At 31.2% G+C, this 12,984-nt stretch carries 15 protein-coding genes; all 15 read right to left on the reverse strand.

Annotated features, from left to right (window positions below):
* Nucleotides 1–9 precede the first annotated feature (9 nt).
* Nucleotides 10–744 carry an OmpA family protein gene (locus OXH55_RS07040; RefSeq protein ID WP_268049124.1) on the reverse strand — a complete coding sequence of 245 codons (735 nt, stop codon included), beginning with the start codon at nt 742–744 and terminating at the stop codon, nt 10–12.
* A complete protein-coding gene (locus OXH55_RS07045) occupies nt 737–1,543 on the reverse strand; it encodes a motility protein A (RefSeq protein WP_268049125.1) in 807 nt (268 codons plus the stop codon). Before OXH55_RS07045 ends, OXH55_RS07040 begins: the two co-directional genes overlap by 8 nt.
* 12 nt (nt 1,544–1,555) lie before the next feature.
* The gene (locus OXH55_RS07050; RefSeq protein ID WP_268049126.1) at nt 1,556–1,747 is read right to left on the reverse strand and encodes a flagellar FlbD family protein; all 192 of its coding nucleotides are present in this window, start codon (nt 1,745–1,747) and stop codon (nt 1,556–1,558) included.
* Nucleotides 1,748–1,845: 98 nt separating this feature from the next.
* Complete coding sequence (locus OXH55_RS07055; RefSeq protein ID WP_268049127.1) at nt 1,846–3,522, reverse strand: flagellar hook protein FlgE; 1,677 nt, start codon at nt 3,520–3,522, stop codon at nt 1,846–1,848.
* A gap of 74 nt (nt 3,523–3,596) precedes the next feature.
* Nucleotides 3,597–3,986, reverse strand: a complete 390-nt coding sequence (locus OXH55_RS07060; protein WP_268049128.1) for a TIGR02530 family flagellar biosynthesis protein — start codon at nt 3,984–3,986, stop codon at nt 3,597–3,599.
* A gap of 15 nt (nt 3,987–4,001) precedes the next feature.
* A complete protein-coding gene (locus tag OXH55_RS07065) occupies nt 4,002–4,748 on the reverse strand; it encodes a flagellar hook assembly protein FlgD (RefSeq protein WP_272508984.1) in 747 nt (248 codons plus the stop codon).
* Between the two features lie 12 nt (nt 4,749–4,760).
* Nucleotides 4,761–6,209, reverse strand: a complete 1,449-nt coding sequence (locus OXH55_RS07070) for a flagellar hook-length control protein FliK (RefSeq protein WP_268049129.1) — start codon at nt 6,207–6,209, stop codon at nt 4,761–4,763.
* Between the two features lie 14 nt (nt 6,210–6,223).
* Nucleotides 6,224–6,667 carry a flagellar export protein FliJ gene (gene fliJ, locus OXH55_RS07075; RefSeq protein ID WP_268049130.1) on the reverse strand — a complete coding sequence of 148 codons (444 nt, stop codon included), beginning with the start codon at nt 6,665–6,667 and terminating at the stop codon, nt 6,224–6,226.
* A 17-nt stretch (nt 6,668–6,684) separates the two neighbouring features.
* Nucleotides 6,685–7,995, reverse strand: coding sequence for a flagellar protein export ATPase FliI (fliI, locus tag OXH55_RS07080; protein WP_268049131.1), 1,311 nt, complete (start codon nt 7,993–7,995; stop codon nt 6,685–6,687).
* Between the two features lie 37 nt (nt 7,996–8,032).
* A complete protein-coding gene (locus OXH55_RS07085) occupies nt 8,033–8,797 on the reverse strand; it encodes a FliH/SctL family protein (RefSeq protein ID WP_268049132.1) in 765 nt (254 codons plus the stop codon).
* Entirely contained in the window at nt 8,781–9,794 is a 1,014-nt protein-coding gene (gene fliG / locus OXH55_RS07090) for a flagellar motor switch protein FliG (protein WP_268049133.1), read from the reverse strand. The genes OXH55_RS07085 and fliG overlap by 17 nt, the downstream gene beginning before the upstream one ends.
* A gap of 6 nt (nt 9,795–9,800) precedes the next feature.
* The gene (gene fliF / locus OXH55_RS07095) at nt 9,801–11,363 is read right to left on the reverse strand and encodes a flagellar basal-body MS-ring/collar protein FliF (protein WP_268049134.1); all 1,563 of its coding nucleotides are present in this window, start codon (nt 11,361–11,363) and stop codon (nt 9,801–9,803) included.
* Nucleotides 11,364–11,380: 17 nt separating this feature from the next.
* A complete protein-coding gene (fliE, locus tag OXH55_RS07100; protein ID WP_268049135.1) occupies nt 11,381–11,686 on the reverse strand; it encodes a flagellar hook-basal body complex protein FliE in 306 nt (101 codons plus the stop codon).
* A gap of 11 nt (nt 11,687–11,697) precedes the next feature.
* A complete protein-coding gene (flgC, locus tag OXH55_RS07105) occupies nt 11,698–12,129 on the reverse strand; it encodes a flagellar basal body rod protein FlgC (RefSeq protein WP_268049136.1) in 432 nt (143 codons plus the stop codon).
* A 1-nt stretch (nt 12,130) separates the two neighbouring features.
* A complete protein-coding gene (gene flgB / locus OXH55_RS07110) occupies nt 12,131–12,535 on the reverse strand; it encodes a flagellar basal body rod protein FlgB (RefSeq protein ID WP_268049137.1) in 405 nt (134 codons plus the stop codon).
* Nucleotides 12,536–12,984: the final 449 nt, after the last annotated feature.

Consider the following 12,984-nt stretch of genomic DNA (forward strand, 5'->3'; position numbering starts at 1 on the left):
TCGCTCATATTATTTCTTCCCCTTCTCCCCTGCTGTAATTAAAATGTTAACCCTTCTATTTTGGGCCTTGTTTGCATAGTTATTATTTGGAGCAATAGGACGATACTCTCCATATCCTGCCGCCTGAAATCTTTTAGGATCTTGTCCTTTAACTTCAACAAAATACTTTAGAACATTAACAGCTCTTTGTGTAGATAATTCCCAGTTACTTGGATATTTTTCATTATGAATAGGAACATTATCTGTATGTCCTTCTACAATAACATCATTTGGAAAAGATGATATAAGTGAATTTATTTTATCTAAAATTTCTTTACTAGGCTCTTTAATCTTAGCCCTTCCGATATCAAATAAAATGTTATCTTTAAGTTCCATAATTATGCCTCTGCTGTCTTTTTTTATTTGAACTGTATCTTTTAAATTATTATTATCTACAAAGCCTTTAATCTTTTTATACATATTTTCACTTTCAGTAGATCCTGTTTGTTTAGGACCCATATCAATAGGCGAGCCTACTATAGGCACTTCTCCGCTCATATTAAATTCTAATATAGAATCGCTATTCTTCCCAGATAATACTGATTGTAGTGAAGCAGATATTTTTTGAAATTTTATATTGTCAGTAGAAGAAAAGGAATAAAGCAAAACAAAGAATGTAAGTATCAACGTTATAGTGTCAGCATATGTCGCTAACCATTCATCATTAGATCCTTCTGATGGCTGTATTTTTTTTCTTCTAGACATCTTCTCCCCCCCCATTAGCTGATTGTATTTCATAATACTTTTTCTTATCATCTGGGTTTAGGTAAGATACAAGTTTTTCTTCAACAATTCTAGGGTTAACACCAGATTGTATAGCAAGTACACCTTCTAACATCATCTCTCTAACAGTTGCTTCTCTGCTAGTCTTATATACCAAATTAGCCGACATAGGATTTAATATTAAGCTAGCAAATAAAGAACCATAAAAAGTTGTTCTAAGTGCTTTACTCATTCCAGGTCCAAGAGCAGTTGGATCACTAAGATTAGCTAGCATTTGAATAAGTCCTATAAGGGTACCCAACATACCAAAGGCAGGTGCATATCCACCCCAAGCTTTCATCATATCTGCTCCATCTTTATGTCTTTTTTCCATTTCTCCTATTTCAAGTTCTAATATCTCTTTAATAGTTTCAGGCTCAATACCATCAACAACCATTTGAAGTCCCTTCTTAAGAAAAGGATCATCTACTTTTTCTATATCTTCTTCAAGAGATAACAAGCCTTCTCTTCTAGCCTTCTTTGAAATTTCTCCGAAACTACTTATAATGTCTAGTCCTGACATACTTGTTTCTTTGAATGATTGAGCTATTACCTTTACAAGTCTCTTAAATTCAGTTAAAGGATAGTTAACTAAAAGAGAACAAAAGGATCCTCCAACTGTTATAGCTAATGAAGATATATCAAAGAACATAGCAAAAGTTCCACCACTTAGCATTCCAAAAGCAATCATTCCAAATCCTGCCAATAACCCTACAATCGTCAGTACATCCTGTCTTTTCATTCCAACTGCCTCCTATAAATCTAATGAGAAAATTTTTCTTTTGTATTCAACAATTCTATCAATCACTTCTTTTGTAGAGTCAAGAACAATATATTTCTTCCCATTAGTCAATGTTATCAATGTTTCTGGCACTTCTTCCATCTTTTCTATATGCTCTGCATTTAAGAAAATTTCCTTATGATTTAATCCAGTAACTCTTATCATTTTTCAAACCCCTTCTTAGTTTACAATAGACAATTGACAGTTTCAATCATATATGTTTTACAAAACTGTCAATTGTCAATTGGTTTTGACTATCTCTTCTATCTCTTCAAGTTAATAATATCTTGAAGAATTTCATCCCCTGTTGATATCATTTTACCACTAGCTTGAAAAGCTCTTTGCGTTACTATCATATCTGTAAATTGTTCTGCAAGGTCAACATTTGACATTTCAAGCATTCCTTGAAGCATATCGCCGTATCCTTCACTATTATCATCAGCTTTATCTACTCCTACTCCTGATCTTACTGCTACCTCACCTGAATTTGCTGTTGCTTCATAAAGATTCTTACCAAGTTTCTTTAACCCAGCAGGATTTTTAAATGATGCCATAGCTATTTGTCCTAAAGCAGAAACACTTCCATCATCAAGTACACCTTTAATTACTCCATTCTTTTCAATAGAAAAAGATCTTATTCTCAGTTCTCTATACTCAAAACCTGTACCATCTTCTTTAGCAACCTTTTTAAGTACTTTATCTGGTATTCTAAGTTGTTTAAGTCTAGGAGTTTTCACCTCAATATCTATTGCTTTTAGTTTACCTTTAGCCGCTTTAGGATCTACTGTAGTTGTATTATCAAGAGTACCATCACCACCGTAAATTTTACCATCCTTATCAACAATTTTTCCTGTACTCCACTTTACACCTTTTGTAAGATCTGCTGGATCATTGTATTCATAAATTGCAATTATATTTCCTGCTGAATCTACTGCTGCCGCTCTTTTATCCCCATTATCTAATTGTATATCTACTGTGGCATTTAATACTTTAGTTGCTGTATCACCAGCATTTATATTTATAGCACTTGAACTATCAACCTTTAATCCCCCTAAATCAAACTCATTCTTTGCAAATCCTAAATCAGCATTTTGTTTAACCAATATTGATTTATCAGATTTTAATATCAATTTACCATCTTCTGAAGAAGCTATACTTTTTCCTGCTCCATCATTAATTTGCTTTATAATACTGTCAAGTGATATAGGATCAGTACCACTAAAAGTTATTGTTTTACTCTCACCATCCACAAGTAATTCTAATGTTTGCCCATCAATATTTGCTCCACTTTTAAGATCTGTAGTTCCAATTATACGTGCACTTCTACTTCCAGTAGTTATATAATCGTTTCTATCTTTGTATATACCATCAGCATTTACAAAATTCATTTCGCCTGGTTCTCGATCACTTGTTCTCTCTGCTTGTATACTTTCTATGCTACCTTCTTCATAAGATACAGAATATCCCAAAACTCTAAATCCATCAGATGTTAAAAGATTTCCTTGATTATCCAAAGTAAAAGCTCCATCTCTTGTATATTGAATCTTCATTCCATTAGGATTGTCCCCTATAGTATGATTACTAATTTCTATTGATCCATCATTTGAAAAATCAAGTGCTCCCTTAGCAACCATAAAATACCCTGTACCATCTACAGCAACATCAAGATTTCTGCTTGTAGGTTGCATCATCCCTTGACTTACCACAGTGTCAATACCAGCTACTTGAACTCCTAGTCCAACCTGTCTAGGGTTAACCCCACCTGTATTTCTTCCTGGGCCTAATGCTTCTGATACATTTTGGCTTAACATATCTTGGAATCTAACTCTTGAAGATTTAAAACCTGTAGTTCCAACGTTAGCTATATTGTTACCTGCTACATCAAGCTTAGTTTGGTTTACTCTCATTCCACTAATTCCTGAATACATAGATCTTAACATTTTAACAACCTCCAGTTTTTTTATTTTTCTCTGATTCTATCATTCCTCAGAGCTTGGCTTCCTTTCGGTCCAGCCTATAGTAAAACTACACTATCTATATTGGTAAATACATTCCCCTCGCTGCTTTTTTTATCTACAGCAGTTATTATTGTTCTATTCTTAATACTTGTAACTAAAGCTACATCCTTATATATAATTAAAGAATCTGTAGAACCTTTTTCACTGGCTCTGTTTATGCCTTCATCTATATTTTTCATATCTATCTCATTAAAGTTTATATTTCTATCTTGCAACCTTCGAGCTGCATGGTTTGAAATTGTAAAATTACAATTTTTATCTACTTCATTCTTTAATATACTTTGGAAAGTATTCTCCTTATTTGGACTTACTTTAGCTTTGGGCTTATTGTTCTGTGGAAAATCACCAACCTGATATAACTTTCCATTTAAAACTCTATATCCCATATTCATCACCTAACTTTATTTCGTAACCTTTGATACTTCATCAAAGGAGAATTCCTTTTCTTCATGAACACCAACACCATCAAGTTTAACTTTTAGTCTTATTCCTTCTTTTGTTTTAAATACTTCTGTAACAGTACCAGAATAATCTTTCTGTTCTTCTCCAGTACCTGTAGTTAACTCTACATGTTTATCAATCATTGAAGAAGCAACCATAAAATTCATATTATTATTTAAATAAGCCATGTGATCCTGCAAATATGCCAGAATTTGTGTTTCATCACTTGGTATATTTAAAACATCTGATAAATCTTTTAAATCAAATTCCTTGTCTTCATGATCAATAATTTTATCTCCTCTATATTTAGGAACATTAACAGTTAATTTTATTACATCACCTTGTTTTGTAATATTTTTAACTCTTCCTCCATATTGATGTCCCCAATCATCATAAGCATTTAGTGCTATGGTCTTACCAACCAAATTACCAGCTGAATTAAAGCTCATAGTACTATTTAAATTTGACATTTGTTCAAGACTTGAAAACTGTGCTAATTGTGATACATAAGCTGTTGAATCTTTTGCATTTGTAGGGTCCTGATTAGTAAGTTCCGCTGTTAAAATTCTTAAAAAAGCATTCTTATCCATCTCATTACCTTTTTTTACTATTCTAGTTCCTTTCCTAGTAGCACTACTTTTAGAGTTATCAATTTCAAATCCTTTTTGAGTGCTTGCTGTTGAGTTTGCTGAAATACCATTTGCCAACTCTATCCCTCCTTATACAAAAGCATTTACATTGCTATTATCTATAATTTTTTTATGTTCAATATTTTGAACTTCTTCTTCATTTACTGAAGAAATAGACCTTTTTCCTTTTCCATTAGATTGTCCATTTTGTTGTCTGTTTTTTTCATTGCTAAAGAAAGTAGTATCTCCATTGTAAATGTCTATTGTAAAATTCTGAATTTTAATTTCTCCATTACCAAGCTTATCATTTAAATCTTGAAGATTAGAACTTAATAAGTTATAAGCCTCTTTATTTTGAGCTGTTATATTTGCTTTCATAAGACCACTTTCCATTGTAAGCCTTATTACCACTTCTCCAAGCTCTTTTGGCATTATTTTTACTGTCATTTCCTTCATGTCGTTTAATTCCATAAATTTAACACTTTTAATCATATCAGTAATAAGAGTGTTCTTATTTACTACCATTGGCTTCATATTTCCTTCTACAGAAGTTACATTGTCAATTTTATCAAATTGATTCATAAAATTCATAACTTTTCCAAATTTAGAATTAGTGTCACTTTTATCTCCTGATGCAAGTTCTTTTAAAAGCTTATCTTCGCTACTGTTACTTAAATTATTTGAATTTTCACCACCACTTTGGCTGCTATTTATCTTTATTTGTGTGTTCTGTTTATTTAAAGTTTCATTAACAGCAGTATTAAAATCTTTTGTTTTTTGTATCTTGCCATCTTCAACTTTTAGCTTTTTTGAACCCTCATCATTTAATAATTTTTCTTTTAAAGCTTTTATTATTTGAGCTTGTACATCTTCTGTAACTTTATTCCCATTTTCTAATGAATTTAAATCAATACCTTCTTCTTTTAACCTGTTTACAATTTGCTCATTGATTTTTGTAATAACATCTTGTAATGATTGTGGTTCATTATTTAAGATTTGAAGTATATCATTCTTCAAATCCTTTGAAAGTTCATTAACTGCACCTTCATCCATGCTTTCAGGAATAATATTGTTTCTTACCACTTCCATTACTTTAGTACTTAGCTCTGCTTCAAAATCTTCCAAGCCATTTGTGCTTTGCGGCATCTTTTCTAAGAAGTCTTTTAAAGTTATCTGTCCACTAACTAAGCTTTGAATTAACTCCATTAGTTCATTATCAGCATCAGTATCTTTTTGCATTTTTTCTTCAATTTGTTCTAGTTCCTTCAAATCCATTTCTTTAGGCTCTAAATTTTTTGAGTCTATTTCCTTTTTATCCACTTCCTTTGAAGTTACTTCTTTTGAATCCAATTTTTTTTGTTCTTGCTTTCTTCTTAAAGGTTTGTCCCCTTTTGATGCACTATCTAGAATTTTTTCAAAGTCTTTACTGTCCTTAGATTTGTTATCTGATTTTACAGTTTTAGCTTTTGATGTAGTTTTATTTAGTGGCTTAACATCAACCTTCATATTGTTTAAAACATTTAAGCTAGCATTACTCAATTTTTTACCTCCTTTCATAGTTGTTGATTTTTAGTATTTCTTATATATGCATAAAGAGCAAATTCGTCATTGTTTTTTTGTTCTATTAACTTTTGCTCTTTAATATAAGCGTCTCTTTGTTTATCTCTAAGAATTTCTACAGTTTTTCTTTCGATCTGTTTTTGTTTTAACTCTTCTCTTTTTTTATCTAATATTTTCACTTTATTCTCAAGTTCTGTAGTAATTTCTCCAATATTGAAATACAAAGCATTGCAATAATTTTGTCTTATTTTTTTCTCAATCATACTACAGTTAGTATCTATCTTAGAATATTTATTATATTTATTTTTGAAATCATTTAGTTTTTGCTCAGCCTTATTTTTTTCATCTTGAGCTTTTTTAAATATTCTTTTACTTTCTTCTTCCTTATCAAGTCTAATATCAAGAACTTTTTGCATTCTAAACTTGAATCCTGCCATATCTATACTCCTCAATTCTATCTAAACATATTTTTCAGATTTTCAATACTAACCTGAAAATCAGAATGTTCTTTGATCCCTTGTTTTAAGTAATCATTAATTGCATCAATATATTGAATAGCCATATCAATTTTTTTATTGCTTCCCTTGACATAAGCACCTATATTTATCAAATCTTCTGAATTGTTATAAGTAGCCAATAGGTCTCTGGCAAAAGATGCTGCTTTCTTGTGTTCATCTTCAGCAATCTCAGACATAAGTCTACTTACACTACTTAAAATATCTATAGCAGGATAGTGGTTTTTAGCAGCTATACTTCTAGATAATACAATATGCCCATCTAAAATACCTCTTACTGCATCAGCTATTGGTTCGTTAAAATCATCTCCATCAACAAGAACTGTATAAAAAGCTGTAATAGATCCCTTATCAGACATACCTGATCTCTCCATAAGCCTTGGAAGCATTGCAAATACGGATGGTGTATATCCTTTACTTGCAGGAGGCTCACCTATAGCAAGTCCAACTTCTCTTTGAGCCATGGCAAATCTTGTTACAGAATCCATCATAAGAATAACTTTTTTCCCTTTATCTCTAAAATATTCTGCAATAGCAGTAGCTGTAAAACATCCTTTCAATCTTACTAGAGCAGGCTGATCAGAAGTAGCACAAACAATAATTGATTTTTTCATTCCTTCTTCTCCCAAATCCTTTTCTATAAACTCTAGAACTTCTCTTCCTCTCTCACCTACAAGTGAAATAACATTTACATCTGCCTTTGCTTCCCTAGCTAACATACCTAAAGTAGTACTTTTACCAACACCACTCCCTGCAAAAATTCCTATTCTCTGACCCTCACCACAAGTTAAAAATCCATCAATTGCTCTAACCCCTGTGGATATAGGCTCTTTTATCCTTCTCCTCTTAAGTGGATCAGGTGGAGCAGTGTCAAGAGGATATTCAATTCCTCCTTTAATTTCCTCACCATCTAATGATCTGCCAAGACCATCAAGCACTTTGCCAAACAGTTCTTCAGAACATCTTACACTTAAAGGTTTTTTTGAAGAAACAACTCTGCAGCCTGGTGCAATACCATTTAGTTCTCCAAGAGGCATTAATATTACATTATCTTCTTTAAAACCTACAACTTCACATGTTATAGGTTGATTTCTTTCATTATATATAGTACATACTTCTCCAACAAAAGCCCTAATGCCTTCAACTTCTATAGTAAGACCAATAACCTGCTTTACCATTCCTTCTATATACTTAAAATCATATTGGTTTAATTTCTTCTTTAATCCTTGTAAATCTAGTGAAATTGCCAAAACTTCACCAACCCTCTTTAAATTAGTAACCTAGTATTTATTCTATTAATATCATTTCTCTAACCTTTTCTATGGCATCATTAACATCTACAATGATTTTACCATTTTCTTTTTGAATTTCAACATATCCTTCATCCAGGTTATCATCTGCAACTACAAAAATTTCTCCTCTAAAAACTACTCCATTTTTCCAGTTTTCAATCTTATCATTAACATCTTCAACGTAGTTACTTCTGCACTTAACAATAATAGTTTTAGATTTCACAGCTGTTTCCATAGCATCTAAAAGCATATTGCTAATGGCATCCTTATCTTTTATTTCTTTTTTTAGTATATTTTCAGTTATTGAAAGTACTAAATCCTTAATTTCTTCTTTTTTTTCATCTAAATACTTTACATATTCTTGTTTAGCTTGAAATAATAAATTGTCAGCATTTTGACTTTTTGTATCGGATTCCATTTGGACTTTTGCTTTCATAGTCTCATAATAGGCATTTGCTTCAGCCATACCTTTTTCATATGACTGTTCATAGCCTTCCTTCATTCCTATTTGATACCCTTTTTGATAAGCCTCTTGTTCCATTTGCTGAGCTTCTTCATAGGCTTTAGCAAGAAGTTGTTCTCCTTGTCTTCTAGCATTTCCAACTAGTGTTCTTGCTAGAGTTTCATAGTTCTCTATAAAATCTCTAGCATTTTTTTCACCTAATTCTTTATTTTTTTTATCAGTATATTCTGTATTTATTTCTTTTTTTCCCTCATCTATGACACTACTTTTCTTTATAACATTATACGATGATAGCATCTTCTCCACCTCTTGAAATAATTATTTCACCTGCATCTTCTAATCTTCTTATAATGCTAACAACTTTTTGTTGAGCCTTTTCAACATCCATAAGTCTTACAGGACCTAAGAATTCTATATCTTCTTTTAATGAAGCAGACGCTCTCTTAGATTGATTTCTAAATATGGAATTGGCAACTTCTTCTGAACAACCTTTTAATGCAAGAGCAAGATCTTTTGATTCCACTTCTCGAAGAACCCTTTGAATAGATACATCATCCAATGTAAGGATATCTTCGAATACAAACATAGATTGTTTGATTTTTTCTGCAAGTTCTGGATCTTCTCTTTCAAGTCCTTCAGTAATATTCTTTTCTGTTGTTCTATCAACTTGGTTTAATATATCAACAATAGTTTCAACTCCACCTATAGTAGTCATATCTGTTCTTACTACTGAAGATAGTTTACTATTTAATACCTTCTCAATTTCTTTAATAACCATAGGTGAAGTATTATCCATGGTAGCTACTCTAAAAGCAACTTCTGTTTGAACATCCTCTGGTAATTCAGCCATTATCTGTGCAGATTTATCTGCTTGAAGATAACACAATATAAGTGCAATTGTCTGTGGATGCTCATTTGAAATTACATTCAATAATTGATGTGCATCTGCTTTTCTTGCTATTGCAAAGGGTCTATATTGCTGAGTAGCCTCAGTAACCTTTTCTAATATTTCTCTAGCTCTTTGAGGTCCAAGAGCTTTTCCTAAAAGGTTTCTAGCATACTCAAATCCACCTTCTAATATATAATCTTTAGCTTTATTCATTTCGATAAATTCTTCTAATATTTCAGATCTTTGTTCTTGTTTTACCGCTGTTATATTTGCTATTTCATAAGTTATTTTTTGTATTTCTGAATCTGACAACTTCTTAAGAATGCCAGAAGCCGCCTCTGGTCCAAGAGTTATGAATAGAATGGCAGCTTTTTGGATTCCAGTTAACTTAGTATCTTTAGCCATATTCTATCACCCCTCCTCATCTGTCATCCAAGCCTTGATAATTTCAGCAACTTGATCTGGTTTTTCTGAAGCATATTTTTTAATTTCTTTTTCTATATGAGTATTTTCATTCTCCTCTTCAAAGTTAATTGGCTTAAGCGGCTCTTTTGGTTCTATATTATCATCTATAAGGAAATCAACTTGTTGAGTCTCCTCTTCTTTATTCTTCTTAGCTTTTCTGAGAGAAGCAAAGATTATCAATAATAATATTAGTGCTGCTGCTCCAGCTCCTATATATTTATACATAAGCATCTTCTTACTTTGTGCTTCTTCTTCAGCAGTTTTTTCGGCATCTGCCTTTGCTTTGTCCGTAAGTCCATTATTGAATTTCATTCCTTCAACACTTATAATATCGCCTCTTGATTGATTATACGCAATAGCTGCAGATACTGTGTTTTTTATTTTAGATCTCTCTTCTTCATTGAGTTTCTCATCATTTACAATAATAGAAGCCGAAACTCTTTTTATTTCTCCTGGAGCTGATACCACTTTTTCCTCTATCTTACCAACTTCATAATTTTTAGTACTTTCTTCATGAGTAGTAGTTACAGTATTTCCATTTTCATCAGTGTATGTGTTAGACATATTATCGTCTACTGGGCTTCTATTTGGATTTTCAGAACTATTCGCTGTAGTATCCTTTAAAGTTTTCTCACTTCTGATAACAGGGTTTTTATCCCATAAAGTAGATGTCTTTTCAACAGCATCGAAATCAACTTCTATATCTACGGTAGTTTGTACTCCTTTTCCGTACTTAGGAGATAACAGTGCCAAGATTTTCTGTTTATATTCTTTTTCTATATTTTTTTCATATTCTCTCTGTTTATCTGTAGCTGTACCAAGGTCAGCCTTTTCATCTTTAAATAAGTCTTCACTTAAAACTTTTGTAGTACCATTAATTATTCCTATTACTTTCACATTTTCTCTTGAAAGATTTCTAACACTTCCTGTTACAAGAGAAACTATAGCTTTAATTTGATCATTACTAATATTCTTCCCAGTTTTAAATTGTAGTGTAACTGAAGCTTGCGCTGGTTCAGATTCTCTAAAAAAGTTACTTTCTTCTTGCATAACTAATTTAACATCTGCCTTTTCAACTTCTGGAAACGTTTGAATGGTTTTTGCAAGTTCACCTTGAAGTGCTATTTGATATTTCATAGCCCTTTCTTTATCAGTTATTCCCCACTGACTTCCTTGCTCAAGAATTTCATATCCCTTTGCCCCATTAGTAAGAGTTGGAGCAATATCCATTCTTAATTCACCCACTTTATCTTCTGGTACTTTTATTGTATTATTCTCAATCTTATATTGTATTTTCTTTTCATTTAATTTTGCAAGAACTGTTTGTGCATCATTAGGATCCATATCCTTAAACAATACTGCATAATTAGTAGTATTAAGATAAATAATTAAAAATATAAGGGCTGCAATGCTTCCTACTGAAAGAATACCGAAGGCTATCTTTTTCCCTTTGCTGAGTCCCTTTATTTTTTCAATTAAATTATTCATCCTTTCTTTTATTTTGTCCATCTATTTAGCACTCCTCACTATACCTGCATTCTATTTAATTCTTGATAAGCCTCCATAAGTTTATTTCTAATTTCTACTGCAAGTTGAAGAGAAAGTTTCGCTTCTGTTGTTTTTATTGTTACTTCATGAATATCAACGTCTTCTCCCTTTATAAATCGTTCAGTTTTTTTATCAGCTTCTACTATTTTATCATTAACTTCATCCAGCTTACTTTTTAAAGTATCAGCAAATCCTGTAATATTCTTTTCCTTATTATTTTTCTTATCTACTGAGTTCAACTTAGTATTTAAAGATGTATTTGGTATAAATTCATTAATTTTCATTTAGATCTCTCCTATCTACCAATTTCTAATGCTTTCATAAACATACTTTTTTCTGAATTTATAGCAGTTACATTTGCTTCATAAGCACGAGAAGCAGCTATCATATCAGCCATTTCATTTAAAACATTAACATTAGGCATCAAAACATACCCTTCATTATCTGCATCAGGATGTGATGGATTATACACTTTTCTTAAAGGTGAATTATCCTCTTTAATACCTACAGCTTTCACACCTTTTAATTTGCTTTGGTATGTATTTGTAGTTTTATTCAGCTCTTTCACCAAATTCTCTTCAAATACCGCAACTTTTCTTCTATAAGGTTGTCCATTTTCGCCTCTTGTTGTAGAAACATTCGCTACATTTGATGCAATAGTATCCATTCTTAGTCTTTCAGCTGAAAGACCACTTGAACTTATTCTTAATGAATTAAAAGCGCCCATCTTATCTTCCTCCTGTTATAATAGTTTTTTTCATTGACATTCTAGCATTTACTTCACTAATTAGTGCATTATATTTAAGATAATTAGCAGCTAAATTAGCCGTTTCATTCTCAATATCTACATTATTTCCATCCATTCTCATACTGTCAGTTTTATCTGTTTCTATTTTCATTTCTCCTACTTTGTCCGTATCTGTTATATGCTTATTGTTAGTGCTTTTTAATTCTAACCCCTTATTCACTTCTTTCAAATTTTCTTCGAAAGTCACATAGTGTCTTTTATATCCTTTAGTGTTAATGTTAGCTATATTATTTGCTATAACATCTTTTCTTTTTGAAGAAACATTTAAAGATTTTTTTAGTAGTTCATAGGTTCTTGTACTTGCAGAGACATTATCTATTTTCATTATATCAACTCCTTATATTTTTTCAAAATTAATATCTGATAAATCGACTACATTTTAAGTTAAATTTATTTAAATTTTACCACATTTTTTACCAAATATCTACTAATTTTTAATCTCTACTAATTTTTCTATTAAATTTTTCATTTAAAATTCTTTTTTCACTTTTTCTGTCACTAGCATTTTTATTATATAATAATTTGTCCGTTTTTTAAATAGTTTTAACTAAATTTTTATATTATATTAAATTTCAAATTAAACTTAATGTTTTAACGGTAAAATCAAAATAAAACTTACTATAAGCAAACCTAATGTTGGCAATCTTGAAATTATATTTTCCTAAAATCCTTTCTTTTAAATATGTCTTATCATATATATCGCAGTTATTTTTCAAACTTTTCCGACATTTCATGCATTTAATTTGTTCTATTATGTCCCTATTTTGCTCCACA

The sequence above is a fragment of the Clostridium ganghwense genome, from assembly GCF_026735165.1.
Lineage (GTDB): Bacteria > Bacillota > Clostridia > Clostridiales > Clostridiaceae > Clostridium_H > Clostridium_H ganghwense.

Bases quoted from the DNA above. Each gene is read 5' to 3' on its own strand.
- OXH55_RS07045 (WP_268049125.1), bottom strand. From the start codon at position 1,543: ATGAAAAGACAGGATGTACTGACGATTGTAGGGTTATTGGCAGGATTT.
- OXH55_RS07040 (WP_268049124.1), bottom strand. From the start codon at position 744: ATGTCTAGAAGAAAAAAAATACAGCCATCAGAAGGATCTAATGATGAA.
- fliE (WP_268049135.1), bottom strand. From the start codon at position 11,686: ATGAAAATTAATGAATTTATACCAAATACATCTTTAAATACTAAGTTG.
- fliG (WP_268049133.1), bottom strand. From the start codon at position 9,794: ATGGCTAAAGATACTAAGTTAACTGGAATCCAAAAAGCTGCCATTCTA.
- fliF (WP_268049134.1), bottom strand. From the start codon at position 11,363: ATGGACAAAATAAAAGAAAGGATGAATAATTTAATTGAAAAAATAAAG.
- OXH55_RS07085 (WP_268049132.1), bottom strand. From the start codon at position 8,797: ATGCTATCATCGTATAATGTTATAAAGAAAAGTAGTGTCATAGATGAG.
- flgC (WP_268049136.1), bottom strand. From the start codon at position 12,129: ATGGGCGCTTTTAATTCATTAAGAATAAGTTCAAGTGGTCTTTCAGCT.
- OXH55_RS07060 (WP_268049128.1), bottom strand. From the start codon at position 3,986: ATGGGATATAGAGTTTTAAATGGAAAGTTATATCAGGTTGGTGATTTT.
- fliJ (WP_268049130.1), bottom strand. From the start codon at position 6,667: ATGGCAGGATTCAAGTTTAGAATGCAAAAAGTTCTTGATATTAGACTT.
- OXH55_RS07055 (WP_268049127.1), bottom strand. From the start codon at position 3,522: ATGTTAAGATCTATGTATTCAGGAATTAGTGGAATGAGAGTAAACCAA.
- OXH55_RS07050 (WP_268049126.1), bottom strand. From the start codon at position 1,747: ATGATAAGAGTTACTGGATTAAATCATAAGGAAATTTTCTTAAATGCA.
- flgB (WP_268049137.1), bottom strand. From the start codon at position 12,535: ATGAAAATAGATAATGTCTCTGCAAGTACAAGAACCTATGAACTACTA.